The organism is Hydrogenophaga intermedia, assembly GCF_000723405.1.
In the GTDB taxonomy this organism is placed as follows: Bacteria; Pseudomonadota; Gammaproteobacteria; order Burkholderiales; family Burkholderiaceae_C; genus Hydrogenophaga; species Hydrogenophaga intermedia.
In genome coordinates this window covers 1-25,463 of record NZ_CCAE010000005.1, presented here as the reverse complement: position 1 = coordinate 25,463, position 25,463 = coordinate 1, and the positions used below count along the sequence as shown (strand labels likewise).

General features: G+C 69.8%; 22 protein-coding genes. 17 read left to right on the top strand and 5 right to left on the bottom strand.

Annotated features, from left to right (window positions below; genetic code table 11):
• Positions 1-43 precede the first annotated feature (43 nt).
• The 10 genes from purL to hpaR all read left to right on the top strand — a co-directional run bounded on the left by purL (position 44) and on the right by hpaR (position 14,137).
• On the top strand, positions 44-4,063 hold the full coding sequence (purL, locus tag BN948_RS04990) for a phosphoribosylformylglycinamidine synthase (protein ID WP_009515853.1): 4,020 nt from the start codon (positions 44-46) through the stop codon (positions 4,061-4,063).
• A 4-nt stretch (positions 4,064-4,067) separates the two neighbouring features.
• Positions 4,068-4,892 carry a phytanoyl-CoA dioxygenase family protein gene (locus BN948_RS04985; RefSeq protein WP_009515854.1) on the top strand — a complete coding sequence of 275 codons (825 nt, stop codon included), beginning with the start codon at positions 4,068-4,070 and terminating at the stop codon, positions 4,890-4,892.
• 19 nt (positions 4,893-4,911) lie between these two features.
• Positions 4,912-5,829 carry a DUF808 domain-containing protein gene (locus BN948_RS04980; RefSeq protein ID WP_009515855.1) on the top strand — a complete coding sequence of 306 codons (918 nt, stop codon included), beginning with the start codon at positions 4,912-4,914 and terminating at the stop codon, positions 5,827-5,829.
• A gap of 96 nt (positions 5,830-5,925) precedes the next feature.
• Entirely contained in the window at positions 5,926-7,431 is a 1,506-nt protein-coding gene (locus BN948_RS26990) for a toll/interleukin-1 receptor domain-containing protein (protein WP_009515856.1), read from the top strand.
• Between the two features lie 110 nt (positions 7,432-7,541).
• Complete coding sequence (locus BN948_RS27455) at positions 7,542-8,783, top strand: FG-GAP repeat domain-containing protein (RefSeq protein WP_009515857.1); 1,242 nt, start codon at positions 7,542-7,544, stop codon at positions 8,781-8,783.
• An 86-nt stretch (positions 8,784-8,869) separates the two neighbouring features.
• Positions 8,870-9,409, top strand: a complete 540-nt coding sequence (locus BN948_RS04965; protein ID WP_009515858.1) for a hemerythrin domain-containing protein — start codon at positions 8,870-8,872, stop codon at positions 9,407-9,409.
• A 135-nt stretch (positions 9,410-9,544) separates the two neighbouring features.
• The gene (locus tag BN948_RS04960; protein WP_009515859.1) at positions 9,545-10,519 is read left to right on the top strand and encodes a Bug family tripartite tricarboxylate transporter substrate binding protein; all 975 of its coding nucleotides are present in this window, start codon (positions 9,545-9,547) and stop codon (positions 10,517-10,519) included.
• A gap of 10 nt (positions 10,520-10,529) precedes the next feature.
• Positions 10,530-12,269, top strand: a complete 1,740-nt coding sequence (locus BN948_RS04955) for a thiamine pyrophosphate-requiring protein (RefSeq protein ID WP_009515860.1) — start codon at positions 10,530-10,532, stop codon at positions 12,267-12,269.
• Positions 12,270-12,282: 13 nt separating this feature from the next.
• Positions 12,283-13,629: an aldehyde dehydrogenase gene (locus tag BN948_RS04950; RefSeq protein WP_009515861.1), complete on the top strand. Its 1,347-nt coding sequence runs from the start codon at positions 12,283-12,285 to the stop codon at positions 13,627-13,629.
• A 4-nt stretch (positions 13,630-13,633) separates the two neighbouring features.
• A complete protein-coding gene (hpaR, locus tag BN948_RS04945; protein ID WP_009515862.1) occupies positions 13,634-14,137 on the top strand; it encodes a homoprotocatechuate degradation operon regulator HpaR in 504 nt (167 codons plus the stop codon).
• A 1-nt stretch (position 14,138) separates the two neighbouring features.
• On the opposite strand, the gene BN948_RS04940 is transcribed toward hpaR, so the two are convergent.
• Positions 14,139-16,112 carry a peptidase U32 family protein gene (locus tag BN948_RS04940; protein WP_009515863.1) on the bottom strand — a complete coding sequence of 658 codons (1,974 nt, stop codon included), beginning with the start codon at positions 16,110-16,112 and terminating at the stop codon, positions 14,139-14,141.
• 48 nt (positions 16,113-16,160) lie between these two features.
• Here BN948_RS04940 and BN948_RS04935 point away from each other — a divergent pair, with 48 nt between their 5' ends.
• Positions 16,161-16,907, top strand: a complete 747-nt coding sequence (locus BN948_RS04935; protein WP_009515864.1) for an alpha/beta fold hydrolase — start codon at positions 16,161-16,163, stop codon at positions 16,905-16,907.
• Positions 16,904-17,653 carry a heparan-alpha-glucosaminide N-acetyltransferase gene (locus BN948_RS04930; protein ID WP_009515865.1) on the top strand — a complete coding sequence of 250 codons (750 nt, stop codon included), beginning with the start codon at positions 16,904-16,906 and terminating at the stop codon, positions 17,651-17,653. The genes BN948_RS04935 and BN948_RS04930 overlap by 4 nt, the downstream gene beginning before the upstream one ends.
• A 6-nt stretch (positions 17,654-17,659) precedes the next feature.
• Here BN948_RS04930 and BN948_RS04925 read toward each other — a convergent pair whose 3' ends face one another.
• Complete coding sequence (locus BN948_RS04925) at positions 17,660-18,211, bottom strand: chlorite dismutase family protein (RefSeq protein WP_009515866.1); 552 nt, start codon at positions 18,209-18,211, stop codon at positions 17,660-17,662.
• Between the two features lie 75 nt (positions 18,212-18,286).
• Positions 18,287-19,174 carry a LysR substrate-binding domain-containing protein gene (locus tag BN948_RS04920; RefSeq protein ID WP_009515867.1) on the bottom strand — a complete coding sequence of 296 codons (888 nt, stop codon included), beginning with the start codon at positions 19,172-19,174 and terminating at the stop codon, positions 18,287-18,289.
• A gap of 135 nt (positions 19,175-19,309) precedes the next feature.
• On the opposite strand from BN948_RS04920, the gene BN948_RS04915 reads away from it, so the two are divergent.
• From BN948_RS04915 to BN948_RS04895, 5 genes are all read left to right on the top strand, one after another.
• Entirely contained in the window at positions 19,310-20,206 is an 897-nt protein-coding gene (locus tag BN948_RS04915; protein WP_009515868.1) for a dioxygenase family protein, read from the top strand.
• Positions 20,207-20,231: 25 nt separating this feature from the next.
• Complete coding sequence (locus BN948_RS04910) at positions 20,232-21,050, top strand: citryl-CoA lyase (protein WP_009515869.1); 819 nt, start codon at positions 20,232-20,234, stop codon at positions 21,048-21,050.
• Between the two features lie 12 nt (positions 21,051-21,062).
• On the top strand, positions 21,063-22,226 hold the full coding sequence (locus BN948_RS04905) for a CaiB/BaiF CoA transferase family protein (RefSeq protein ID WP_009515870.1): 1,164 nt from the start codon (positions 21,063-21,065) through the stop codon (positions 22,224-22,226).
• Positions 22,223-23,206: a Bug family tripartite tricarboxylate transporter substrate binding protein gene (locus BN948_RS04900; RefSeq protein WP_009515871.1), complete on the top strand. Its 984-nt coding sequence runs from the start codon at positions 22,223-22,225 to the stop codon at positions 23,204-23,206. The genes BN948_RS04905 and BN948_RS04900 overlap by 4 nt, the downstream gene beginning before the upstream one ends.
• A 61-nt stretch (positions 23,207-23,267) precedes the next feature.
• The gene (locus tag BN948_RS04895; RefSeq protein ID WP_009515872.1) at positions 23,268-24,362 is read left to right on the top strand and encodes a C4-dicarboxylate TRAP transporter substrate-binding protein; all 1,095 of its coding nucleotides are present in this window, start codon (positions 23,268-23,270) and stop codon (positions 24,360-24,362) included.
• A 66-nt stretch (positions 24,363-24,428) separates the two neighbouring features.
• On the opposite strand, the gene BN948_RS04890 is transcribed toward BN948_RS04895, so the two are convergent.
• Positions 24,429-24,875 carry a hypothetical protein gene (locus BN948_RS04890; protein ID WP_009515873.1) on the bottom strand — a complete coding sequence of 149 codons (447 nt, stop codon included), beginning with the start codon at positions 24,873-24,875 and terminating at the stop codon, positions 24,429-24,431.
• A partial coding sequence (locus tag BN948_RS04885) for a hemagglutinin repeat-containing protein (protein WP_035620702.1) occupies positions 24,872-25,463 on the bottom strand: 592 nt, incomplete at its 5' end. The genes BN948_RS04885 and BN948_RS04890, both read right to left, overlap by 4 nt.

The window sequence follows — 25,463 nt, the reverse complement described above, 5'->3', positions numbered from 1 at the left end:
ACCACCCCGCCCGCGGGTGGTTCAACGCACCTCAGGCCCCACCGTGTCCCTGCACCTGCGCACTTTTGATGGCGGTCACGCCATCAGCGACTTCCGAGTCCAGCAGCTTCTTCCCCGCCTCACCTCCATCCACGACCGCATCGTCGGCCTGAGCGCGCGCTTCGTGCACCTGGTGGCCTTCGACGCCGCCCCTGACAGCGCCACCGAGCGGCGCCTGGGCGAGCTGCTCACCTACGGCGAGCCCGCGCAAGCCGAACACCTCAAGCTCGAAGCCGACGGCGCCCCTGCGCTGCTGGTCATGCCGCGCCTGGGCACTGTCTCGCCCTGGGCCTCCAAGGCCACCGACATCGCGCGCAACTGCGGCCTGGTGGTGCACCGGGTGGAGCGCCTGGTGGAGTACCGCATCGCCCTCAAGCCCGGTTTGCTGGGCGGCAAGCCCGCGCTCACGCCCGAGCAGCGCTGGGCCGTGGCCAGCCTGCTGCACGACCGCATGACCGAGGCCGTGGTGGCCACGCGCGACGAGGCCCACGCCCTGTTCACCGAACTGCAGGCCGCGCCCATGGAGCGCGTGGACGTGCTCGGTGGTGGTCGCGCGGCCCTGGAGCGCGCCAACGCCGACTGGGGCCTGGCCCTGGCCGAGGACGAGATCGACTACCTCATCACCGCCTTCAACGGCCTGGGCCGCAACCCCACCGACGTGGAGCTGATGATGTTCGCGCAGGCGAACAGCGAGCACTGCCGCCACAAGATCTTCAACGCGCAGTTCACCATCGACGGCGTGGCGCAGGACAAGAGCCTGTTCGGCATGATCCGCCACACGCACCAGCACAGCCCGCAGCACACGGTCATCGCCTACGCCGACAACGCGTCCGTGATGGAAGGCCATGACGTGCAGCGCTTCGTGGCGCGCTACGACGGCGGCCCCGATGGCCAGGCGCCCGCCTACCGCGCCGAGCCCGCCACCCAGCACGTGCTGATGAAGGTGGAAACCCACAACCACCCCACGGCCATTTCGCCGTTCCCGGGCGCCTCCACCGGCGCGGGCGGCGAGATCCGCGACGAGGGTGCCACCGGGCGCGGCTCCAAGCCCAAGGCCGGCCTCACCGGCTTCACGGTGGGCAAGCTCTGGGGCGGCCTGTCCGATCAGCCGGGCGGCAAGCCCGAGCACATCGCCAGCCCCCTGCAGATCATGACCGAGGGCCCCCTGGGCGGCGCGGCCTTCAACAACGAATTCGGCCGGCCCAACCTGCTGGGCTACTTCCGCGAATACGAGCAGGTGGTGGACGGCGTGCAGCGCGGCTACCACAAGCCCATCATGATTGCGGGCGGCGTGGGCACCATCGATGCGAAGCTCACGAAGAAGGTGCTCTTCCCGGCCGGCACGCTGCTCATCCAGTTGGGCGGCCCGGGCATGAAGATCGGCATGGGCGGCGGCGCGGCCAGCTCCATGGCCACCGGCACCAATGCCGCCTCGCTCGACTTCGACTCCGTGCAGCGCGGCAACCCCGAGATCGAGCGCCGCGCGCAGGAGGTCATCAACCACTGCTGGGCCCAGGGCGAGAAGAACCCCATCCTCGCCATCCACGACGTGGGCGCGGGCGGCCTCTCCAACGCCTTTCCCGAGATCACCAACGACGCCGGCCGCGGCGCGCGCTTCGACCTGCGCGCCGTGCCGCTGGAAGAAAGCGGCCTGGCGCCCAAGGAGATCTGGAGCAACGAGAGCCAGGAGCGCTATGTGCTGGCGATCGCGCCGGAATCGCTGCCGCAGTTCACCGCCTTCTGCGAGCGTGAGCGCTGCCCGTTCGCGGTGGTGGGCGTGGCGACGGAAGAACGGCAACTGAAGCTGGTCGACGGAGGCCAGGACAGCCCGGTCGACATGCCGATGGATGTTCTGCTGGGCAAGCCGCCCAAGATGCACCGCGACGTGAAGACCGTGGCGCGCACATCGCCGCCCATGGATCTCACCGGCGTCGATCTGCAGAAGAGCGTGATCGACGTGCTGAGCCACCCCACGGTGGCGTCCAAGCGCTTCCTCATCACCATCGGTGACCGCACGGTGGGGGCCTTGAGCCACCGCGACCAGATGGTCGGCCCCTGGCAGGTGCCCGTGGCCGACTGTGCCGTCACCCTGGCCGACCACGCCGGCTTCGCGGGCGAGGCCATGAGCATGGGCGAGCGCACGCCGCTGGCCGCCACGCACGCCGCCGCCTCGGGCCGCATGGCCGTGGCCGAGGCCATCACCAACCTGCTGGCCGCGCCCATCGAGCTGCCGCGCGTGAAGCTCAGCGCCAACTGGATGGCCGCCTGCGGCGAACCCGGCGAGGACGCCGCGCTGTATGAGACCGTGAAGGCCGTGGGCATGGAGTTGTGCCCGGCGCTGGACGTCTCCATCCCCGTGGGCAAGGACAGCCTGTCCATGCGCACCCAGTGGCAGGCCGACGGCCAGACGAAGAAGGTCACCGCGCCGGTGAGCCTGATCGTGAGCGCCTTCGCCTCGCTGGCCGACGTGCGCGGCACCTTCACGCCGCAGTTGAACCGCGAGATCGAGGACACCACGCTGGTGCTGATCGACCTCGGCAAGGGGCGCCACCGCCTGGGCGGCAGCGTGCTCGCGCAGACCCTGGGCCACCCCGGCGGCGAGGTGCCCGACCTGGACGACCCGCAGGACCTGAAGAACCTGGTGAACGCCATCAACGCCCTGCGCGCGCAGGGCCGCGTGCTGGCCTACCACGACCGCAGCGACGGGGGCCTGTTCGCCACCGTGGCCGAGATGGCCTTCGCCGGCCAGGTGGGCGTGGCGCTCAACATCGACCAACTCGTCACCGAGGGCGATGGCATCAGCGACAGCCGCGCCGAGACGGGCGACGCCAAGAACTGGGCGCAGCAGGTCAGCGCGCGCCGCGAGGAGCTCACGCTCAAGGCCCTGTTCAACGAGGAACTGGGCGTCGTGCTGCAGGTGCGCACGGATGAGCGCAACGAGGTGATGCAGTTGCTGCGCGAGCATGGCCTGTCGAAGCACAGCCACTTCATCGGCAAGACGCGTCCTGTGTCGTCGTCGATGGACGCTGGCAAAGGCGAACTGCAGGTCTGGCGCGACACCAAGGCCGTCTTCAGCGCGAAGCTGGTCGACCTGCAGCAGGTCTGGGACAGCGTGAGCTGGAAGATCAACCAGCGCCGCGACAACCCCGCCTGCGCCGACGCCGAACACGCCGCGGCCGGCGACCCGGCCGACGGTGGCCTGCACACGCACCTCACCTTCGACCCGACCGAGGACGTGGCCGCGCCCTTCCTGAACCTCTCGCGCCCCAAGGTCGCCATCCTGCGTGAGCAGGGCGTCAACTCGCACGTGGAAATGGCCTGGTGCTTCACCCAGGCCGGTTTCGAGGCGATCGACGTGCACATGACCGACCTGCAGACCGGCCGCGCCGACCTGAAGGACGTGCGCGGTGTGGTCGCCTGTGGCGGCTTCAGCTACGGCGACACCCTGGGTGCCGGCATCGGCTGGGCGCGCTCCATCACCTTCAATCCGCGCCTGGCCGAGCAGTTCCAGGCCTTCTTCGCGCGCACCGACACCTTCGGCCTGGGCGTGTGCAACGGCTGCCAGATGTTCGCGGAACTCGCCGACATCATCCCCGGCGCCGGGGCCTGGCCGCGCTTCACCACCAACCAGAGCGAGCGCTTCGAGGCGCGCCTGTCGCAGGTGGAGGTGCTCGATTCGCCCAGCCTGTTCTTCCAGGGCATGGCCGGCACGCGCTTGCCCATCGCTGTGGCGCACGGCGAGGGCTACGCCAACTTCCGTCACCGCGGCGACCCGGCCCAGGCCATCGCCGCCATGCGCTTCGTCGACAGCCGGGGCCAGGCCACCGAACGCTACCCCCACAACCCCAACGGCAGCCCGGCCGGCCTCACCGCCGTCACCACCGCCGACGGCCGCTTTACCGCGCTGATGCCGCACCCCGAGCGCGTGTTCCGCAACGTGCTGATGAGCTGGACCGACCAGGACATCAACGCTCCCAGTGGCTGGACGCGGATGTGGCGCAACGCCCGCCATTGGGTAGGCTGAACGCATGGCGCGCGAACACGCCCTCGACAGCGCCACCGTGCAGGCCTATGCGCGCGACGGCGCCGTGGTGCTGCGCGGCGTGCTCACGCCGGCAGAACTCAAACGACTGGAAGAGGGCATCGAGCACAACCTCGCGCACCTGAGCCCGCTGGCCCTGGTGGCCAGCGAGCCCGACGACCCGGGCCGCTTCGTCGAGGATTTCTGCACATGGGCGGACAACCCGGCCTACGACGACGTGCTGCGCCACTCCGCGCTGCCGCACCTGTCGGCCCAGCTCATGAGCAGCCGCTCGGTGCGGCTGTACCACGACCACCTGCTGGTGAAAGAACCCGGCACGCGCCAGCCCACGCCCTGGCACCAGGACCAGCCGTACTACAACGTCGACGGCGCGCAGAACGTGAGTTTCTGGATTCCCGTGGACCCGGTGCCACTGGAGAGCACGCTGCGCTTCGTGGCCGGCTCGCACCACGGCACCTGGTACATGCCACGCACCTTCCGCGACCAGCAGGCCCGTTGGTTCCCCGAAGGCACGCTGGCCGAACTGCCCCCGGTGGAGCAGGAACCGCAGCGCTACCCGCAACTGGCCTGGGCCTTGGAGCCGGGCGACTGCGTGGCCTTCCACATGCTGGCGCTGCACGCCTCCAGCGGCACCGGCCCGGGCGCGCGCCGCCGCGTGTTCTCGGCCCGCTACCTGGGCGACGACAGCGTGCACGCGCCGCGCCGCTGGCGCACCTCGCCCCCGTTCCCGGGGCTGGAGGCGCGGTTGCCGGCGGGCACGGCGATGGACGATCCCCTGTTTCCCGTGGTCTGGCCGCCCGCGCCGACCTGAACCCCCAACGGAGCCTTCCATGGCCGGTACCAGCCTTCTCGCCCTCATCGACGACATCGCCACGCTGCTCGACGACGTCTCGGTCATGACCAAGGTCGCGGCGAAGAAGACGGCCGGCGTGCTGGGCGACGACCTCGCGCTCAACGCGCAACAGGTCACCGGCGTGAAGGCCGACCGCGAACTGCCCGTGGTGTGGGCGGTGGCCAAAGGCTCTTTCGTCAACAAGGCCATCCTGGTGCCGGCGGCGCTGCTCATCAGCGCCTTCGTGCCCGCGCTCATCACGCCGTTGCTCATGCTGGGCGGCCTGTTCCTGTGCTTCGAGGGCGTGGAGAAGCTCGTGCATGCGCTGGGCGCGCACAAGGTCGACGATACGAAGCACCACGATGAGCTGGTGAAGGCCGTGGCCGACGACAAGGTCGATCTCGTGGCCTACGAGAAGGACAAGATCAAGGGCGCCATCCGCACCGACTTCATCCTCTCCGCCGAGATCATCGTCATCAGCCTGGGCACCGTGGCCAGCGCCAGCATGGGCCAGCGCATCGGCGTGCTGGTGGGCATCTCGCTGTTGATGACGGTGGGCGTGTATGGCCTGGTGGCGGGCATCGTGAAGCTCGACGACCTGGGCCTGCACCTGACCCGCCAGGCGCGGGCCTGGAAGCAGGCCATCGGGCGCGGCATCCTGGCCTTCGCGCCCTGGTTGATGAAGTCGCTGTCGGTGCTGGGCACGGCCGCGATGTTCCTGGTGGGCGGCGGCATCCTGCTGCACGGCCTGCCGCTGCTGGCGCATGGGGTGGAGACCTGGTCGGAGAGCCTGGGCTGGTTCGGCGCCTTCGTGCCCAGTCTGGCCGGTGCACTCGTGGGCATTGCGGCGGGCGCGGTGGTGGTCGGCGTCGTTGAACTGATCAAGCGCTTGCGCGGAACGCCCAAGGCGGCCTGAGCCGCTTCGACGCGTCCCACGCCTGGGGTATCGCGCGCGCCGGTGCCTGCCTAGAATGGTTCGGCCGCTCACCGTCAGGGCGGCGCGGGGGCTGGCATGGACGGGATCTTCATCAGCTACCGTCGCGACGACGCGGCCGGCTACGCCGGGCGACTGTCCGATCGCCTCAAGGCGCAATTTGGCGCCGATCGTGTGTTCATGGATGTGGAGGGCATCGAGCCCGGCACGGACTTCGTCGTCGCGATCGAGCAGGCCGTGGGTTCCTGCCGCGTGCTCATCGTGCTGATCGGCGACGAGTGGCTCAACATCCGCGACGCGCAGGGCCGTCGCCGGCTCGACGACCCGCACGACTTCATCCGCCTGGAGATTGCCGCCGCGCTCAAGCGCGACATCCGCGTGGTGCCGGTGGTGCTGGACCGAGCCACCATGCCCGGCGCGGACGATCTGCCGGATGAACTCAAGCCGCTGGCGCGGCGCCAGGCCATTGCCATACAGCACCAGCAGTGGGATGCCTCCACGGCCACCCTGATCCAGGCACTGCAGAAGTTGCTGGGCGAGAAGGCGGGCGAAGGCGGAGCGGGCGCGGTCCGCTGGAGCGTGGCCGCCGGGATCGGCCTGCTGGCGGTGGGGGCGGGTGCCTGGTGGACCTGGAGGAACGTGCCGCAGCCGCCGATCGAGGAAGAGGAGGTGGGCCTGCTGGCCGCGGCTTCCCCGGCGGCGTCGGCGCCAGCCCCGGTCATGGACGGCACCGGTGGCGGGCGCCGCGCGTCTTCGGGGTCGGCATCGGCCCCAGGCGCACCCCGGCCGCCCGAAACGGTGGTGGCAGCGGCGCCCGTGCCCGCGCCGCATGCGGCCTCCAGTGGACCGTCACGCCCACCACTGCCGGCATCCGTGCCACCCGTGACGCGCGCGGCGCCGCCAACCGTGCCTGCATCCGCACCCACGCCCGCACCTGCCGCCGCACCTTCACCTGCCGCCGCACCTGCACCTGCCGCCGCACCTGCGCCCGCCCCGCCCGTCGTCCGCTCGCCCGACAGCCGCCTGCCCGCTGTGGGCCAGAGCTGGACGTACCAGGTGCGGGGCAAATGGCCCACCAGCCCGAACCGCACCGTGGTCATCCGCGTGAACCAGGTGAACGGCGACATGGTGGTCGATAGCCTGCAAGACCCCGCCATGGCAGACCCTGTGCAGCGCCGCTCGCGCGCCGGACAGGGCGGCTTCGTGTCGTGGCCGGGCATCGGCGCGGAGTTCAGCCCCTACCTCGTGGCGGGCGAAATCGGGTCCTGGCGCGGGCGTGGTTTCCCCACGCCCGACGTGGACGGCCAGTGGACGCAATGGCACTCCAGCGGCGAGGCCCTGGGCCGTGAATCCGTCATGGTGCCCGCCGGGCGCTTCGAGGCGGTGAAGGTCGAGGTCTGGAGCAACCGCATGGCCACGGGCGGGCAGGCCTCGGCCCAGCTGGAACCGGTGCGCATCCACTACCTCGTCTGGTACGCGCCGGAGGTCAGGCGCTACGTGCGCCTGCAGCGCCGAGTGATGAGCGCGGCCGGGCAGGAGATCGAGCGCGACGTGTTCGAGCTGGTGTCGCGCCAGGGGGGCTGACGCGGCCATTGACGCGCGTCAATGCGCGCCCGGGCCACGGGCCTAGATTGGTGCGGGCTGCGGTGACGCGGGCGCGGTGCCCACGGGGCGCGCGGCGCAGGAGCCCCCCCATGTTCCCTTCGGTCGGCATGCATTCGTGGCGCTGCCTGCTGCTGGGCGCTGCGGCCAACGCGCTGGTGGCTTGTGGCGGGGATGGCGGCACAGCCGTGATCGCGCCGTACTGGGTGAGCGGTGGCGTGGTGGTCAGCGACCTGGATGGCGACGGCCGGGACGACGTGGCCATGGCCATCCGCCATGTCGACGGACCGCCTCCGCACCCGGGCTACGTCGACGTGCGCCGGCAGACCACGAGCGGAGCGTTCGCACCGCTGCAGCGCCACGCGGTTGCGGCCGACCCCTGGGTATTGGTCGCGGGCGACGTGGATGGCGACGGGCGGCCCGACCTGGTGAGTGCCTCGCCCATGACGCAGCCGGCCCCGGTCAACGCGCCGGCCGACAGCGGCGCGGTCGCGCTGCTGCGGCAGTCGGCCGTGAACTCCGGACAGTTCGGCGCGGCCCAGGTGCTGACCACCGGCGGCGTGGCGAACGATGTGTCGCTGAGCGACGTGCAGGGCGACGGCCGCACCGACCTGCTGGTGGCCGACGGGGTCATCGTGAACAGCCGGGCGCTGTGGTTGACGCAGTTGCCGGCCGGTGCCTTCGCGCCGCCAGTGCCCGTGTGTGCCGGCGCAGGACGGGGCTGGAGCGCCCTGGCCGTGGGCGATCTGGACGGCGATGGCCTGGCCGATCTGGTGGGCGTGGGCGGTGATCGCCTCTGGTGGTGCCGGGCGCAGGCGGGTGGCGGTATCGCGCCGCCCGCCGTGTTGGGCACGGGCGTGGCCCTGGTGGGCCTGGTGCTGGCCGATCTGGACGGCGATGGTCGCCTTGACGCCGTGGCGGCGGACGCCGGCAATGCGCCGTCGGGCGGGTCGGGTGGTGCCGCGGTGCGCTGGTGGCGCCAGACCGCGCCGGGCGTCTTCAGCGCACAGGCGCAAGGCGTGGCCGATGGCGCGCGACGCGTGCTGGTGCGTGACCTCGATGCGGACGGGCGGCCCGATCTGGCGGTGATCTCCACGGTCTACCAGACGCAAGCCAACAGCACCCGCATCACGGTGCTCCTGCAGACGCCCGCCAGCCCCGGCAGTTACGCCGTGTCCCAGGTGTGGGAAGGCCCGTATTCGGCCAGCTTCATCGCCGCTGGCGAGCTGACCGGCGATGGCCGGGTTGATCTCGTGGTGGACGGCCCTGTGGTGTATCCGCAGTCGGCGACGACGCCGGGCGTGTTCGTTCCCGCCGGTGTGGTGTTGCCCTAGAGAAGGTGGGCTTGACCTGGGTCAAGGCGTCCGGCGGCGCGCTGCCTAGACTGGGTCGCATCCGGCCCAAGCCGATGGAGACCACCATGAACGACACGATCACGTCACGCGGCGAAGCACCTCTGACCAACTTCACCCAGTGCCACGCGGGCATCGTGCGCCACTTGCATGCGCTGGACGAACTGCCCGCGCTGCTGGAGCCGGCCGCCCGCGCGCGGCGCATCGCCGAGGATGCGCTGGGCTTCTTCCGCGAGGCAATCTTCGAGCACCACCTGGACGAGGAGCGCGAGCTGTTCCCCGCCGTGCTGGCCAGCGCCGAACCCGGGCCGGAACGCGAACGAGCGCAGCGGCTGGTGGAGCACCTCACCACGCAGCACCGTCAGCTTGAAACGCTGTGGCGTTCGCTGGAACGCGAGCTCAAGCGCGTGGCGCGTGGGCAGGACAGCGAGCTGGACGTGGGTGACGTGCACCGCCTGGTGGCGGACTACTCGGCCCACGCGCGGCTGGAGGAGTCGGAGTTCCTGCCCTTGGCCGAGACCATCCTGGGGCGCAACGGCAACCACATGGCGGCCTTGGGCCTGTCCTTGCACCTGCGGCACGCGCCGCAGCCGGTGCCGTACATCTGAGCAGGCCGGCACAACTTCGGGTTATTGCCTAGAGCCGCACCTGCGCCGGAGGCCTATGCTCCGCAAATCACTCACATGTGAGTGATTTGCGGCGGACACCGTTGTCCGCTGGAAAAAACATCCAGGAGACAAGGCATGAAACTCGTTCGATGGGCCGTCGCCGCGCTGCTGTGCGCTGCGACGCTGGCGGGCCACGCGCAGGACAGCTTTCCCAACAAGACCATTCGCATCGTCATTCCTTATGCGGCCGGGGGCGGTGTCGACGCCGCCGCACGCCTGGTGGCGCAGGCGCTGGGCGATTCGATGGGGCAGAGCGTGATCGTGGAGGCCAAGCCCGGAGGCAACACGGTGATCGGCGCCTCCACGGTGGCGCGCGCCACGCCCGATGGCTACACGCTTCTGTTGACCGGTGGCTCCACCATGACGCTGCTGCCGCTCACGCAGGCCAAGCTGGCGTTCGACCCGCTCAAGGACTTCGCGCCGGTCGGCATGGTGTCGCGCCTGCCGTTCTTCCTCACCGTGTCCAGCACGCAGCCCTACAAGACGGTGAAGGAGCTGTTCGCCGATCCGAAGACCAAGGACGGCTCGCTGGCCTACGCCAGCAATGGCGTGGGCTCCATGGCCCACGTGGGCACCGAGATGCTGGTGCAAAGTGCCGGCGCCAGGATGATCCACGTGCCCTACAACGGCTTCACGCCAGCGATCTCGGACCTGGTCACGGGCCGTGCGGTCATGGTGATGGCCGATCTGGCGCCGCTCAGTGGGCAGATCAAGTCCGGCGGCCTGCGTCCCTTGGCCGTTGCCTCGCAGAAGCGTTCGCCCTTCCTCCCCGACGTGCCGACCCTGGCCGAGGCGGGCTTCCCCGGCACGGAGTACGAGGTCTGGCTGGCGTTGTACGCCCCGGCCGGCACGCCCCCGGGCGTGCTCAAGCGCCTGTCGGGCGAGCTGGAAAAGGCCTTGGCCACGCCGGCCATGCGAGAAGCCTTCGCCAAGCTCGGCCACGAAAGCGACTTCGCAGGCCCCGAGGCGATTCGCCAGCGCATTCAGGCCGAGCAGAAGGCCTTCGCGCCCGCCGTGCGCGCCGCCGGCCTGGCCGCCACGACCAACTGACCAGGAACCCATGCTCCCCGACAGCCCCCACGAGACGGCGCGCAGCGCCTCGCACCACCTGCTCCAGGCCCTGCTGGACCGTGGCATCGACTACCTGTTCTGCAACCTCGGCACCGACCACGCGCCCCTCATCGAGGAGATGGCGCGCTGGCGCGAAGCGGGCCGGCGCTTGCCAGAGTTGGTGCTGTGCCCGCACGAGAACACGGCGATCCACATGGCCGGCGGCTACGCGGTGGCCACCGGCCGTGGCCAGGCCGTGCTGGTGCACGTGGACGCGGGCACGGCCAATGCCGCCATGGGGCTGCACAACCTGTTCCGCGCGCGCGTGCCCATCCTGCTGATGGCGGGCCGCGCGCCGGCCACCACCTTCAACGGCGTGGAGGGCGGCCGCGACACCTACGTGCATTTCGTGCAGGAACCCTTCGACCAGGGCAGCGTGGTGCGCCCGTACGTGAAGTGGGAATACACGCTGCCCTGGCCGTCGATGGCCGAGGAGGTGATCGCGCGCGCGCACGCCGTGATGCAGAGCGACCCACCCGGCCCCGTGTACCTGATGCTGCCGCGCGAGGTGCTGGCCGCGCCGTGCCCGCCGGACGAGCTGCACCCGTTCACGGCCGCGCATCACCAGCCCGTGCGAGCGGGTGGCGCCCGGCCCGACGACATCCAACGAATCGCCGAGCGCCTGGTGGCGGCAGAAGACCCCTTGCTGGTCACCGCCTACGCCGGCCGCAACCCCCGCGTGCCGGCGCTGGTGGAGGCGCTGTCCACGCTGATCGGCATGCGCGTGTGCGAATTCAACAGCGTGCACCTGAACATCCGCCGAGACAGCCCCTGCTTCGGCGGCTACCTGCCCGGCCCGTTCGCCGAACGCGCCGATGTTGGCCTGATGCTGGACGTGGACGTGCCCTGGGTGCCCAAGACCACGAACGTCAACCCCAAGGCCTGGTGGGCGCAGATCGACGTGGATGCGCTCAAGCGCGACATGCCGATGTGGGGCTTCGCCACCGACCTGCGCCTGCAAGGCGACAGCGAGCTGCTGCTGACCGATCTGATCGAAGCGGTGAAGGCCCTGGCCACACCGGCCTTTGAAGCGCGCGCGGCCGCGCGTCTGGTGCGGCTGGGCGCCGAGCACGCCGAGCGTGGCCAGCGCGTGGCCGACGCCGCGCGCGCGCCGGGCGAGCCGGGCGCCATCAACGCCGCGCACTTGTGCGCTGCCATCCACCGCGCCCTCGGTGAAGACGACATCGTGCTCAACGAAGGCATCCGCCACACGCTGACCGTGTTCGAGCAGGTGCCGCGCCAACAGCCGGGCACGCTGATGGGCCTTCCGGGGGGCGGGCTGGGCTTTTCGGCCGGCACGGCGCTGGGCATGAAGCTGGCCCACCCCCAGCGGCGCGTGGTGCACTTCGTCGGCGACGGCACCTTCTACTTCAGCAACCCCACGTCCACCTACGCGGTGGCACGCGAATATGGCGTGCCCATCTTCACGGTGGTGCTGGACAACAGCGGCTGGGCCGCGGTGAAGGAGTCGACCCTGCGCATGTACCCCGGGGGCCACGCCTTTCACAGCGGCGAATACGCCTCGCTGTTGCCTCGCGACATGGACTTCGCCGCCGTGGGCGAAGCCGCCGGCGCGCATGGCGAGCGCGTGAGCGACCCGAAGGACATCGACGACGCCGTCGCGCGCTGCATCCGCGCGCTCGACGAAGGCCGCAGCGCGGTGCTGCACGCGCGCATCGCCCCGCTTTGAAGGAGCTACCGACATGACACACAACTGGCACACGGTGGAGGGCGCGCGCGCCGTCGTCGACTCGGCCGCCCAGGCCTTTGTCTCCTGGTCGCGCACCGGCCCGGGTTTGCGGCGAGAGCTGCTCGGCAAGGCCGCGGATCTGCTGCAGGCGCGTGCCGACGTGTTCGTCGAGCGCATGGTGGCCGAGACCGCCACGTCCGTGGGCTGGGCGCAGTTCAACGTGAAGGGCGGCATTGCCGCGCTGCGCGAGGCGGCCGCGCTCACCACGCAGGTGGGGGGCGAGACGATTCCGTCCGACCAGCCTGGCTGCGTGGCCATGACGCTGCGCGTGCCGGTGGGCGTGGTGCTCGGCATCGCGCCGTGGAACGCGCCGCTGCTGCTGGGATTGCGCGCGCTGGCCATGCCGCTGGCCTGTGGCAATGTGGTGGTGATGAAGGCCTCGGAGGTCTGCCCCGACAGCCACCGCCTCATCGGCGAGTTGCTCAATGACGCGGGCTTCCCCCCTGGCGTGGTCAACGTCATTGCGCACGACCCGGCCATCGCGCCGCAGGTGGTGGAAGCGCTGATCGCCCACCCGGCGGTGCGCCGGGTCAACTTCACCGGCTCCACGCGCACCGGGCGCATCGTCGGTGCGCTGGCGGGCCAATACCTCAAGCCGGCCCTGCTGGAGCTGGGCGGCAAGTCGCCGCTGGTGGTGCTGGCCGACGCCGACGTGGATGCCGCCGTGAACGCCGCCGCCTTCGGGGCCTTCATGAACCAGGGCCAGATCTGCATGTCCACGGAACGCATCGTGGTGGAAGCGTCCATCGCCGACCGCTTCGCGCAGGCCCTGGCGGACAAGGCCGAGCGGCTCGCCACCCGCGAGGTGCCCGCGCTGGCGGGCGCGCTCATCAGCGAACGCGCCGCCGAGCAGGTGGCCGCCATGGTGGACGACGCGGTGGCCCTCGGCGCCAAGCTCCGGGTGCCGCTGCGGCGCCACGGCGCGCGCATCGCGCCGCTGGTGCTGGACCACGTGAAGCCGGGCATGAAGGTCTATGGTGACGAGTCCTTCGGCCCCATCGCGGCCATCGTGCGGGTGAACGACCTGGAGGAGGCCGTGCGCGTGGCCAACGACACCGAGTACGGCCTGGCCGGCGCCGTGTTCGGACGCGACATCTCCCGCACCCTGCAGGTGGCGCAGCGCCTGGCCTGCGGCGTGTGCCACATCAACGCGCCCACGGTGCGCAGCGAACCGCAGTTGCCTTTCGGCGGCGTCAAGGACAGCGGGTACGGCCGTTTCGGCGGCAAGGCGGCCATCGCGGAGTTCACCGATCTGCGCTCGATTACGATCCAGACCGAACCCCAGGCCTACCCCTTCTGACACCTTGCCGCGATCCCGCACACCCCCAGCCACCCCCGTTCCCCCAGCCGCTCCGCGCGCGCGCCGCAACCTGCCCCTGTTGCTGCTGCAGGTGCGCGGCGGGCTCATCGCGCGCTTTCGGCCGGTGCTCAAGAAAACGGGGCTGACGGAGCAGCAGTTCCGCATCCTGCGCGCGCTCGACGTCTACGGCACGCTGGAGCCGCGCCAGATCTGCACCATCTGCCACATTTCCAGCCCCAGCCTGGCGGGTGTGCTGGCCCGCATGGAGGCGCTGGACCTGGTGAGCCGCGAACGCATGAAAGGCGATCAGCGCCGCCAGCACGTCTCGCTGACGCCGCGGGCGATGCGCATGTTCAAGGACGTCAGCGGCGACCTCGAAGACGTCTACCGCCAGCTTGAGGCCGACCTGGGCCCTGAATTCGTGGCGGAGGTCTACGCCATGCTCGACCGCCTGCTGGCCGTGCTCCAGGTGCCGGAGGACTCAGGCGCCGAGCCCGAAGACGGCTGAGTCAGTGCGGCCCGCGCGCCGTGGGCCGTGTGCGGTGGAAGGTGATGGGGCTGTGCGCCGCCGCTTTCATGACCGAAGGCTTGATGCGGCCCACCACGTGCATCTCGCAGGGCTTGCAATCGAAGCGCAGGGTGAGCTTCTCGTCGTTGTGGGTGATGGTGAGCGGCTCGGCGCGCACCGTGCCTTGCACGCCGGTGACGCCCTTGGCCTGCTTGGGGCACAGGCTCAGCGAGAAGCGCACGCAGTGCTTGGTGATCATGAGGCTGACCTCGCCGGTCTCCTCGTGCGACTCGTAGGCGCTGGCGATCACCTTCACGCCGTGCTTCTCGTAGAAGGCGCGGGCCTTGTGGTTGAACACATTGGCCAGGTAGGTGAGCGTGTCCTCGGGGTAGGGCGCGGGCGGCTCCACCGCCACGCCGCGCGGCAGGCGTTTGAATGCCCTGGCGCGCGCGGCCTCCAGCGCGGCCACGGCCTCGCGGCGCAGCGGGTTGAGCAGCGAGGCCGGCACGAACCAGGGCTCGCTGAAGGCGAGGGCGATGTCGATGGGCGTGAAGAGCGTTTCGCCGAGGCGGCCCAAGGCCTCGCGCAGCTTGTCGTGCGCCTGTGAGGCATCACGAGCCAGCTCCAGCGAGCAGGCCAGTTCGGCGTGGGCGGCATGGCCGTCCTCGTCGGTGAGGTCCAGGCGAAGGCCATCGGCCGTGCGCGAGAGCTTCATCCACACGCCGATGCGCCGCTCAGCCGACTTCTTCTCCAACGCGCGCACCCAGTCCATGTCTCGGTTGCGGTTCACCACCGTGCCGCGCTTCAAGTGGCGCAGGCCCTCGATGGCGTCCTTGGGGAAGATGCGGAAGCGCCCGGGCGCGCCCGCCGGTTCGGCGCGGTTGATCTGCAGGCCCACGAGTTCGCGGTGCAGGTCGAGGTAGCACAGGCCGTCGCCGTTGTGGATCACCGTGGCCTCGTCGTCGCACTGCAACTCCACCCAGTTGGGGCCCACCTGCGTGACGAAGCCGATGGCACGGCCCGGGTTTTTGGGCGTGTCGAAGGCGCCGATGTCGTCCTGGCGGCCGTTGACGAAGTAGTCGGTGAACTCGCGGTTGAAGTTCTGGTCGGGGTCGGGCGTGAAGCTGAAGGTGGCGCGCCCGCTGGAGGCGCGGCCCAGCTCGGGGCGCTCGTCCAGGATCTGATCGAACAGGCGCCGGTAGTGCGCCGTGATGTTCTTGACGTAGCCCAGGTCCTTGTAGCGGCCCTCGATCTTGAAGCTGCGCGCGCCGGCGTCGATGAGGGCGCGCAGGTTGTCGCTCTGGTTGTTGTCCTTCATCGACAGCACGTGCTTGTCGTGCGCCACGATGCGGCCCTGGCTGTCCTTCACCTCGTAGGGCAGGCGGCAGGCCTGGGAGCAGTCGCCCCGGTTGGCGCTGCGGCCGGTGTGGGCGTGGCTCACGTAGCACTGGCCGCTGTAGGCCACGCACAGCGCGCCGTGGATGAAGAACTCGACGATGCAGCGTTGGTCGTCCAGCGCGTCGTAGATCGCACGGATCTGCGGCAGCGTGAGTTCGCGCGCCAGCACCAGCTTGGACAGGCCGGCGTTCTGCAGGAACACGGCTTTCTCCACCGTGCGGATGTCGGTCTGCGTGCTGGCGTGCAACTGAATGGGCGGCAGGTCCAGCTCCAGCAGGCCCATGTCCTGAATGATCAGGGCGTCGGCGCCCGCGTCGTAGAGCTGGCGGATGAGCCTGCTGGCCGGCTCCAGCTCGTCGTCGCGCAGGATGGTGTTGACCGTGACGTAGATGCGGCTGCCGAAGCGGTGGGCGTGCCTGGCCAGGCGGGCGATGTCCTGCACGCTGTTGTCGGCCGAAGTGCGCGCGCCGAACGATGGGCCGCCGATGTAGACGGCGTCGGCGCCGTGGTTGACGGCCTCGATGCCGATGTCGGCCGTGCGGGCGGGGGATAGCAGCTCGATCTGGTGGGGCAGCATGGGGCGCGGGCAGAATGCGTGGGTCCGGTATTTTCCAGGAGAACCCGCATGAGCAACACCACGTCCATCGTCCTGGTCCACGGCGCCTGGCTGGGGGCCTGGGTCTGGCGCCGCGTGCTGCCGCTGCTGCGCGCGGCCGGTGCCGAATCGCACGCCGTCACCCTCACCGGCGTGGGCGAGCGGGCCCACCTGATGAGCGAGTCCATCGACCTGCAGACCCACGTGCAGGACGTCCTCGGCCTGATCGAGGCCGAGGAACTCAAGCGCGTGGTGCTGGTGGGCCACAGCTACGCGGGCATGGTGGTCACCGGCGTGGCCGACCGCCTGCAGGCCGCCGCGCCCGGCGCGCTGGCGCATCTCGTCTACCTGGACGCGGTGCTGCCGTACCCCGGCGAGGCCTGGAGCACGCCGCACGACGAGGCCACCAAGGCCAAGCGCTTCGAGGCGGCCAAGGCCAGCGGGGGCCTGCACTTCGCGCCGCCGGACGCCGAGGTCTTCGGCCTGCAGGGGGCCGACCGCGACTGGCTCAACCGCCGCCAGACCCCGCAGCCCTACCGGCTCTACGATCAGCCCCTGGACTTCGACGGCGACGCCGTGGCGCGCGCGCCGCGCACCTTCATCGACTGCACCGCGCCCGCGCTGGGCACCATCAAGGCCTCGCGCGAGCGCGTGCGGCGCGAGCCGGGCTGGAACCTCATCGAGATGGCCACGGGCCATTGCCCCATGGTGAGCGAGCCGAAGGCCTTGGCGGAGCACCTCCTGGGCATCTGGAACCACGCGCAAGCCAGCCAATGAGCACCACCCGGTACGACCGCATCGACCAGCTGCGCGCCGTGGCGCTGCTGTGGATGACGGCCTACCACTTCTGTTTCGACCTCGACCACTTCGGCTTCACTCACCAGGCCTTCCTCAGCGACCCGTTCTGGACCACGCAGCGCACCGCCATCGTCAGCCTCTTCCTGTTCACGGCCGGCTTGTCGCAGGCGGTGGCCCTGCACCAGGGCCAGGGCTGGCCGCGCTTCTGGCGCCGCTGGGCGCAGGTGGCGGGTGCGGCGCTGCTGGTCACCGTGGGCTCGTGGTTCATGTTCCCCAAGAGCTTCATCTACTTCGGCGTGCTGCACGGCATCGCCGTCATGCTGGTGATCGCGCGGCTCACGGGGGGCTGGGGGCGCTGGCTGTGGCCGCTGGGCGCACTGGCCATCGTGCTGCCCTGGCTGGCACCGGCCGCCATGGCCGCCTGGCCCGCGCTGGAAGCGTTGAACCAGCCCGGTCTCAATGTGCTGGGTTTCATCAGCCGCAAACCCTTCGCCGAAGATTACGTGCCGCTGCTGCCGTGGATGGGCGTGGTGTGGTGGGGCCTGGCCACCGGGCGCTGGGTGTGCGCCCACCGGCCCGGCTGGCTGGGCGGCTCGGGGCAGGGCGGCGCGGTCGGCCGCTTCATGGCCCTGTGGGGACGCTGGAGCCTGAGCTACTACCTGTTGCACCAGCCGGTGCTGATGGGGCTGGTGGGGCTCGCAAAGGCCGTGTTGGGCTCCCCGTAGCAGTCCTCACGCGGCCTGCAGGCGGATGTCGATTTCGCGTTCCACGTACTGCCACTCCGGGGTCTGCCGCAGTTCCCGCACCAGTTCGTCGAACCGGCCGGCATCCTGTGGCGCGTACTCGAACCAGGTGATGAAGTCGAAGGGCTCGCTGTCCGACAGGTCGCGGCAGTGGTGCAGGCGACGCGTGATCTGGGGCAGGTAGTTCATGCCCAGGCGGATGTGTCGGGATTGTTCCTCCAGCACCCGGCGGCGCTCGTCCTGGGTGAGGCCCCACCAGGCGGCGTTCTTGCGGATCGGAATCAGCGCGGCGCAGGTGTGACCGGGCTGGCCCAGGCCCACCTGCCGGGCGGCCAGCGCCTCGCGCTCGGCCCGTTCCACGTAGCGCTCGTGGCTGGTGATGCCACGCAGGGACCAGTCGCTCGGCGCCGGGGCCTCGGGGCCGGCCTGAACCCGGATGTGGCTGGCGCTGGGCAGCGACGGTCCGGACACGGTGATCTGGTCCAGCACCCGCCAGGGCCCGCGGGGCACGGCGGAAAACGTGAAGAAGCGAGACGACATGGCGCGATCCGGTGGAAGTGGCACACGATTGGGCGGTAGTCGCGGCACGCCGGCCCGTCTTACAGCACGGCCCGCTCAGCCCGCGTGCCCGCTCGCCGCGCGGCGGATCACCGAAGCCATGTGCTTCACCGTGGGGGAGCGGTTCACGCCCTTCTTCCACAGCAGCCCCGGCGTGCGGATCGGCGAGGGGTCTTCCAGCGGAATCAGCCGCAGCTCGGGCGAGGGCGTGAAGGCGGTCTCGGCGATGATGCCCGCGAGGTCGGTCTGGCGGATGAGCTCGATCATGGGGGCGATGGAATTGAGCTCGGCCACCACCAGTGGCTGCGCGCCCGCCGCTTCGAAGCATTCGTCGAGCAGGCCGCGCGTGCTGAATTGCTTGGGCAGCAACACCAGGCGACGCTGGTGCAGTTCCACCAGGCGCACGCGACGGCGCTTGGCCAGCGGATGCGTCGCCGCCACGCACAGGCGCAGCTCCTCGTTGTAGAGCGGCTCGAACCACAGCTCGGGCCGATCGGCCGGCCGGTAGGACACGCCCAGGTCCAGGTGCCCGCTGGACAGGCGCTTGGCGATGTGCTCCGCCGACAGCTCCTCCACGCCCACCTTCACGTTCGGGTGCTGGCCCAGGAAGGCCGACACACACAGCGGGATGAGGCGCGTGTTGAAGCTGTGCGTGGCCGCGATGCGCAGCTCGCCCGACAGCGCCTCGCCCGGGTGGCTCAGGGCCTGGAGGCCGCGGTCGATCTGCTGCAGGGCGGGCACCAGGTGGCTTCGCAGCAACTCGCCGGCCTCGGTCAAGGCCACCTTCTTGTGCGACCGGTCGAACAGCACCAGGCCCAGTTCGTTCTCCAGTTGGCGGATCTGGTGCGACAGCGTGGACTGGGTGACGTGCAGCCGCTCGGCCGCGCGCGTGAAGTTCAGCGTCTCGGCCAAGGTGTCGAAGTAGCGCAGGTGACGCAGTTCCATCGCTTGGTCCTTCCTTGGATGATCGATGCGATCGATCATAGCGGTCGAAATTCATCACTTCCGTCGCAGTCATCGGGTGCCTAGACTGCGCTGCGAATCAAAACAACAGGCACCCGCCCACAGGAGACAAGCCCCATGGCCCAACTGGACGCCAACGACATCACCCAGGCCGTGCTCGACCGCATGGCCGACTGCCAGGACCCGCGCTTCAAGCAGGTGATGAGCGCCCTGGTGAAACACGCCCACGCCTTCATCCGAGAGGTGGAGTTGAGCGAGGAGGAATGGATCAACACCATCTTCTTCCTCACCGAGACCGGCAAGATGTGCGACGACAAGCGCCAGGAGTTCATCCTGCTGTCGGACACGCTGGGCATTTCCATGCTGGTGGTGGCGTTGAACCAGATCAAGGCCGCGCGTGCCTTCCAGCAAAGCGGCGGTGGCGCCCAGACGCCCACCGAGGCCACGGTGCAAGGTCCGTTCTACTGGGAAGGCTCGCCCGAGATGGCGCTGGGCGCCGACATCGGCGAGAACATGCCCGGCGAGCCCGCGTACTACCACGGTCAGGTCACCGACACCGAGGGCCAGCCCATCGCCAACTGCTGCCTCGACGTGTGGTCCGGCGACGGCGAGGGCATCTACGACATGCAGATGGGCGAGGACGCCGGCATGCGCCTGCGCGCGCGGTTTCGCACCGACGCGCAGGGGAACTACCGCTTCTGGTCCATCAAGCCCAGCTTCTACCCCGTGCCCGACGACGGCCCCGTGGGCCGCATGCTGCGCCGCATGGGCCGCCACCCCAACCGGCCCGGCCACATCCACATGAAGGTGTACGCACCCGGCCACCAGACGGTGACCACGCACCTCTTCGTGGCCGACAGCCCCTACCTCGATTCGGACGCCGTCTTCGGCGTGCGCAACAGCCTCATCGTGCCCTTCCAGCAGCACCCCGCCGGCACCGCACCCGACGGCCGCCGCATGGACACGCCGTACCACAGCGCCACGTACGACTTCCGCCTCGTGCCGGCGCGCTGACCCTTCCTTTTCACCGGAGAGACTTTTGAAAATCGGCAAGGCCACCGTGCCGCAGTCGGCCATCTGCGCGCACAACCCCGACACCATCGTCGTGCGCGGCGAGGACCTGTGCCAGGACCTCATCGGCCAGCTCGGCTTCGGCGACTACTTCTACCTGTTGCTCACCGGCAAGCGCCCCGACGCGCCCGCCAGCGCCGTGCTCAACGCCACCCTGGTGGCCATTGCCGAACATGGCCTGGTGCCCAGCGTGCAGGCCGCGCGCATGACCCTGGCCGCCGCGCCCGACGCGCTGCAGGGCGCCGTGGCGGCGGGCATCCTGGGCTGTGGATCGGTGATCCTGGGGGCCTCGGAAACCGCGGGGCGCCTGTTCGATGAAATCCACCGCGCCAGCGAGCAGCATGGCGGCGACCTGAAGGCCGCCGCGCGCACCGTGGTGGGCGAATGGCGCGCGCGCGGCCAGGCCGTGCCCGGCTACGGCCACCCCGTGCACAAGGCGCGCGACCCGCGCGTGTCGGCGCTGTTTCGCGTGTCGAAGCAGGCCGGTGGCGGCCAGCGCTACGTGGAGATCGCCGAAGCGGTGGAGCAGGTGCTGCCCGAGGTGATCGGCAAGGACCTGCGCCTGAATGTGTCGGCGGCGATTCCCGCCGTGCTGCTGGGCGTGGGCTTCCCGCTCAACGCGCTCAAGGGGGTGCCCATGCTGGCGCGCTGCGCCGGGCTCATCGCGCACATGAGCGAGGAGCTGGAACAGCCCATCGGCTTTGCGCTGTCCTACCAGGCCACGCTGGAGCAGCGCTACACCGGCCACGTGCCCGCCGGCTTCGTGCCGGTGCAGAAGATCGACTGAGGAGGGCGCACGATGACCCAAGTGCTCAAGGGCCTGCGCGTGGTCGAACACGGCACCTTCATCACCGGCCCGGCCGCCGCCATGGTGCTGGCCGACCTGGGCGCCGAGGTGGTGAAGGTGGAATTGCCCGGCACGGGCGACCCCTTCCGCGCCTTCAAGGGCGGCCTGTACAGCCCGCACTACCAGACCTACAACCGCAACAAGCACAGCGTGGCGCTGGACACGCGCAAGGACGCGGACCGCGCCAGCTTCGACCGCCTGATCGAAGGCGCGGATGTGTACATCCAGAACTTCCGCCCGGGCTTTGCCGAGCAGATCCAGGCCGGCGAGGCGCGCCTGCGCGAACTCAACCCGCGCCTCATCTACTGCGCCATCAGCGGCTTCGGGCAGGACGGCCCCGCCGCCGCGCGCCCGAGCTACGACACCGTGGCCCAGGCCGCCAGCGGCTACCTGCGCCTGCTGGTGAACCCGGCCAACCCGCGGGTGGTGGGCCCGGCCATCGCCGACGCCATGACCGGCTACTACGCGGCCTTCGGCATCCTGGGGGCGCTGCACGAGCGCCACGCCACGGGCGCCGGCCGGCGCGTGGACGTGTCCATGTTCGAGGCCATGGCCCACTTCAACCTGGACGCCTTCACCCACCTCTTCTCCGAGGGCGAGGTGATGGGCCCCTACAGCCGGCCCAGCGTGTCGCAGAGCTACGTGCTGGAATGCGCCTGCGGCGGCTGGATCGCGCTGCATATGTCCTCGCCCGAGAAGTTCTGGCAAGGCCTGGCGCAGGCGATGGAGAAGCCCGACATCTTCGAGGACGAGCGCTTTCGCGACCGCTTCGCGCGCATCGAGAACCAGGACGCGCTCATCGTGATCCTGCGCGACATCTTCCAGCGCCGCACGCGCCAGGAGTGGTGCGACCGCCTGCTCGCGCAGGACGTGCCGCACGCGCCCATGTACCGCACCGACGAGGTGCCCGAGGACGCGCAGGCGAAGCACCTGCAGCTCTTCGTGGACACGAACCACCCGACGATGGGCCCCTCGCGCACGGTGCGCTCGCCCATCAGTTTCGACGGGCAGCGTTGCCTGCACGTGACCCCGCCGCCCACACTGGGCGAGCACAACGCGCTGTACGCCCAGGGCTGGCCCGGCGCGACACACACCAAGAAGGAGACCAACACATGAGCCGCCATTCCCTGACCCGCCGCGACGCCCTGCTGACCTTGGGCGCCGCGGCCGGCGCCATCGCGCTGCCCGCCGCCGCGCAGACCTACCCGGACCGCCCGATCCGCCTCGTCGTGCCCTTTGGTGCCGGCACCACCACCGACATCATTTCGCGCGTGGTGGGCGAGGGCCTGGGCCGCGAGCTGGGCCAGTCCATCGTGGTGGACAACCGCGCCGGCGCGGGCGGCACCGTGGGCTCCAACCAGGTGGCCAAGGGCGCCGCCGATGGCTACCAACTCGTGATGGGCACGGTGGGCACGCACGCCATCAACGCCACGCTGTTCCGCAACCTGAGCTACGACCCGCTCAAGGACTTCGCGCCGATCGCCCTGGTGGGCTACACGCCGACCTTCCTGGTGGTGGCGGCCGATGGGCCGCTGAAGACCCTGGCCGACCTCAAGGCCAAGGCCGCGCAGGGGCAGGGCGCCACCTTCGCCTCGGCGGGCAACGGCACCTCGGGCCACCTGGCGGGTGAACTGCTCAAGGCCCGCCTGGGCGGCCAGATGCTGCACGTGCCCTACAAGGAAGGTGGCATGGCCATGAACGACGTGATGACCGGCCGCGCCGATTTCATGTTCTACCACCCGGCCGCCGTGCTGCCGCACATGCAGGGTGGCAAGCTGCGCGCGCTGGGCGCGTCCAGCGCGCAACGCAGTGCCGCCGCGCGCGACCTGCCCACCATCGCCGAGCAGACCGGCAGCGACTTCGACCTCGTGGCCTGGTTCATGTTGTACGCGCCGGCCGCCACGCCGGCCCCGGTGCTCGCACGCCTGCGCCAGGCCACGGCCGCCACGCTGGCCAAGGCCGAGACGGCCGGCAAGCTGGCCGCGCAAGGCGTGGAGCAGCGCCCCCTGGGCCCTGACGCCATGGACGCCTTCGCGCGCAGCGAGGTGGCCAAGTGGGCCGCGCTGGTGCGCCAGTCGGGCGCGCAGGTTGATTGAGATTTCCCTCGCCGTTTTCGTTTTCGTGTTCGCGTTCAGACATTCACAACAGGAGACAAGCATGAAACGTTCGACCTTCGTCCGCCTCACGGCCATCGCCATGGCCGCCTCGGCGGCCATGGCCTTGCCGCTGGCCGCCTCGGCCCAGCAGACCATCAAGCTCACGGTGGCCTCCAGCCACCCCACCACCATTCCCTGGGTGGGCTTCATCCAGCAGGTGTTCATGCCCGAGGTGGACAAGCGCCTCGCCGCCGGGGGCAAGTACAAGATCGAGTGGAAAGAGGCCTTCGGCGGTCAGCTCTACAAGGCCAACGCCACGCTCACCAGCGTGGAGCAGGGCATCACCGACATCGGCTGGGTGTTCAGCTACCTGGAGCCCGCGAAGATGCCGCTGTCGCAGTTGGCGGCGCACACGCCCTTCACCACCAGCGACCCGCGCATCGTGCTGGGCGCGATGACGGAGATGATCGAGAAGAACCCGGCCTTCAAGGCCGAATGGGACAAGTACAACATCGTCTTCCTGGGCGCCACGGGCTCCGACACCTACGACATCTGGACGAAGTTTCCGGTGAAGTCGGTGGACGACCTCAAGGGCCGCAAGCTCTCGGCGCCGGGCATCCTGGGCCTGTGGCTGCGCGGCGTGGGGGCCACGCCGGTGGACGGCGCGCTCACCACCTACTACACCGACATCCAGACGGGTGTGAGCGAGGGCGTGGTCTCGCTGGCCACGGGCATCCTGCCGGCCAAGGTCTATGAGGTGGCGCCCTATGTGACCAAGGTGAACATGGGCGTGGTGTTCTCGGGTGGCGTGGCCATCAACAAGGACAGCTGGGCCAAGCTGCCGCCCGAGGTACAGCAGGCCATGCGCGAGGCCGGTGCCGAGTACACGCGCCGCCACGGTGAAGACCTGGTGCAGCGCCACCAGATGGCCATGAACCGCATGGTGGAGCTGGGCAAGGGCCAGAACCCGCCGGTGACGGTGACGCCGCTGCCCGACGCCGAGCGCCGCAAGTGGATCGACGGCCTGCCCAACCTGGCGCAGGAATGGGTGAAGAACAACGAAGCCCGCGGCGTGCAGGCCAAGCCGCTGCTGACGCAGTACATGGCGGCGATGAAGGCGCGCGGGGCCAAGCCGGAGAGGGACTGGGAGCGTTGATGGTTTGCTATTGAGGCGGTGCGCTGCGGTGGCCGGCGTTGGGTGCGTTTACGCATTCAACGCTGTTCAATCGCAACGCGCTTCGCCGTCCGGTAGGTCGATGATCAGTTCGCTGTCGATGGACTTGGGCATGTCCAGGAAGCGTCGGTAGCCTTGCAGTGCGGCCTTGTATTGGGCCAGCGTGCAGCACCAGATAGGCCATTCGGGGCATTCGCCGAAGACGCTGTGTTCGAAGCGCACGCGCTCGCGGGTGATGTGGTGAGAGAAGCCATTCCCACCCGTGTCGTATGCGTCGAGCTTGCCGTGTTCAATCTGTTCGATCGCGACCAGCGTTTCGTCCACATCGCCGTAACGGTTCTCGTAGAAATCCGATGTTATGGAACTGAAAAGGTAGCTATTGAAAACACTTCGCAGAGATTCGGCGCTGTTGATGAGGCCTCCGACACGCAAGAGCCGATATTCATCGAGCGGATCAAATCCCTCGAAGCAGTGAACGTAGTAGCGCGCTTTCATGGCTTCCTCTCTTCTCTCAGGGGATATGCGGTAGTTCTCGGCTGCCGGTATCCTTCAATCTGAATACCACTGTCACTGGTTCCAATCCACTTGTTCTTGCGCCCGCTCAGTTCGCTGGGGATCGCGTTGCTCTCGCGCAGCGTGAAGTCTTCGGTGACGGTCTTGCGGCTGAAGCTGTCGCCGTGGCGCACGCGGTGGTGCTCGTCCACGCTCAGGCTGCGCTCGCCGGCCTGCAGCAGCAGGGCACCGGCGGCGCGGGCGTCGATGTCGCCCTGGGCCTGGATGTTCACGGCGCGACCGAGCAGGTCGCGTTCGGCCAGCATCGTCACGTCGCCATTGGCTTCGATGTCGGTGCCGATGTCCTCGCGCCGCTCGGTCCTCTGGCGGTGGTCGGCGCTCCAGTGGATGTCGTCCGTGCCCCCGGTGCTCACCGTGGGCAGCAGCAGGTCGCGCTGGGCAAGGAGGACGGTGGGGCCGCTGCCTTCGTTCCTGATCTCGGCCGCCTGCAGTGTCATGTCCTGCCCGGCCTGGGCGATGAGCACGCCGGCCTCGCCGTTCACCACCAGGCGGGCCCGGCGATCGAGCACG

Excerpts from the sequence above, each read along its gene's own strand:
- BN948_RS04985 (WP_009515854.1), top strand. The coding sequence starts at position 4,068 with ATGGCGCGCGAACACGCCCTCGACAGCGCCACCGTGCAGGCCTATGCG.
- BN948_RS04980 (WP_009515855.1), top strand. The coding sequence starts at position 4,912 with ATGGCCGGTACCAGCCTTCTCGCCCTCATCGACGACATCGCCACGCTG.
- BN948_RS26990 (WP_009515856.1), top strand. The coding sequence starts at position 5,926 with ATGGACGGGATCTTCATCAGCTACCGTCGCGACGACGCGGCCGGCTAC.
- BN948_RS27455 (WP_009515857.1), top strand. The coding sequence starts at position 7,542 with ATGTTCCCTTCGGTCGGCATGCATTCGTGGCGCTGCCTGCTGCTGGGC.
- BN948_RS04965 (WP_009515858.1), top strand. The coding sequence starts at position 8,870 with ATGAACGACACGATCACGTCACGCGGCGAAGCACCTCTGACCAACTTC.
- BN948_RS04960 (WP_009515859.1), top strand. The coding sequence starts at position 9,545 with ATGAAACTCGTTCGATGGGCCGTCGCCGCGCTGCTGTGCGCTGCGACG.
- BN948_RS04955 (WP_009515860.1), top strand. The coding sequence starts at position 10,530 with ATGCTCCCCGACAGCCCCCACGAGACGGCGCGCAGCGCCTCGCACCAC.
- BN948_RS04950 (WP_009515861.1), top strand. The coding sequence starts at position 12,283 with ATGACACACAACTGGCACACGGTGGAGGGCGCGCGCGCCGTCGTCGAC.
- BN948_RS04940 (WP_009515863.1), bottom strand. The coding sequence starts at position 16,112 with ATGCTGCCCCACCAGATCGAGCTGCTATCCCCCGCCCGCACGGCCGAC.
- BN948_RS04935 (WP_009515864.1), top strand. The coding sequence starts at position 16,161 with ATGAGCAACACCACGTCCATCGTCCTGGTCCACGGCGCCTGGCTGGGG.
- BN948_RS04930 (WP_009515865.1), top strand. The coding sequence starts at position 16,904 with ATGAGCACCACCCGGTACGACCGCATCGACCAGCTGCGCGCCGTGGCG.
- BN948_RS04925 (WP_009515866.1), bottom strand. The coding sequence starts at position 18,211 with ATGTCGTCTCGCTTCTTCACGTTTTCCGCCGTGCCCCGCGGGCCCTGG.
- BN948_RS04920 (WP_009515867.1), bottom strand. The coding sequence starts at position 19,174 with ATGGAACTGCGTCACCTGCGCTACTTCGACACCTTGGCCGAGACGCTG.
- BN948_RS04915 (WP_009515868.1), top strand. The coding sequence starts at position 19,310 with ATGGCCCAACTGGACGCCAACGACATCACCCAGGCCGTGCTCGACCGC.
- BN948_RS04905 (WP_009515870.1), top strand. The coding sequence starts at position 21,063 with ATGACCCAAGTGCTCAAGGGCCTGCGCGTGGTCGAACACGGCACCTTC.
- BN948_RS04900 (WP_009515871.1), top strand. The coding sequence starts at position 22,223 with ATGAGCCGCCATTCCCTGACCCGCCGCGACGCCCTGCTGACCTTGGGC.
- BN948_RS04895 (WP_009515872.1), top strand. The coding sequence starts at position 23,268 with ATGAAACGTTCGACCTTCGTCCGCCTCACGGCCATCGCCATGGCCGCC.
- BN948_RS04890 (WP_009515873.1), bottom strand. The coding sequence starts at position 24,875 with ATGAAAGCGCGCTACTACGTTCACTGCTTCGAGGGATTTGATCCGCTC.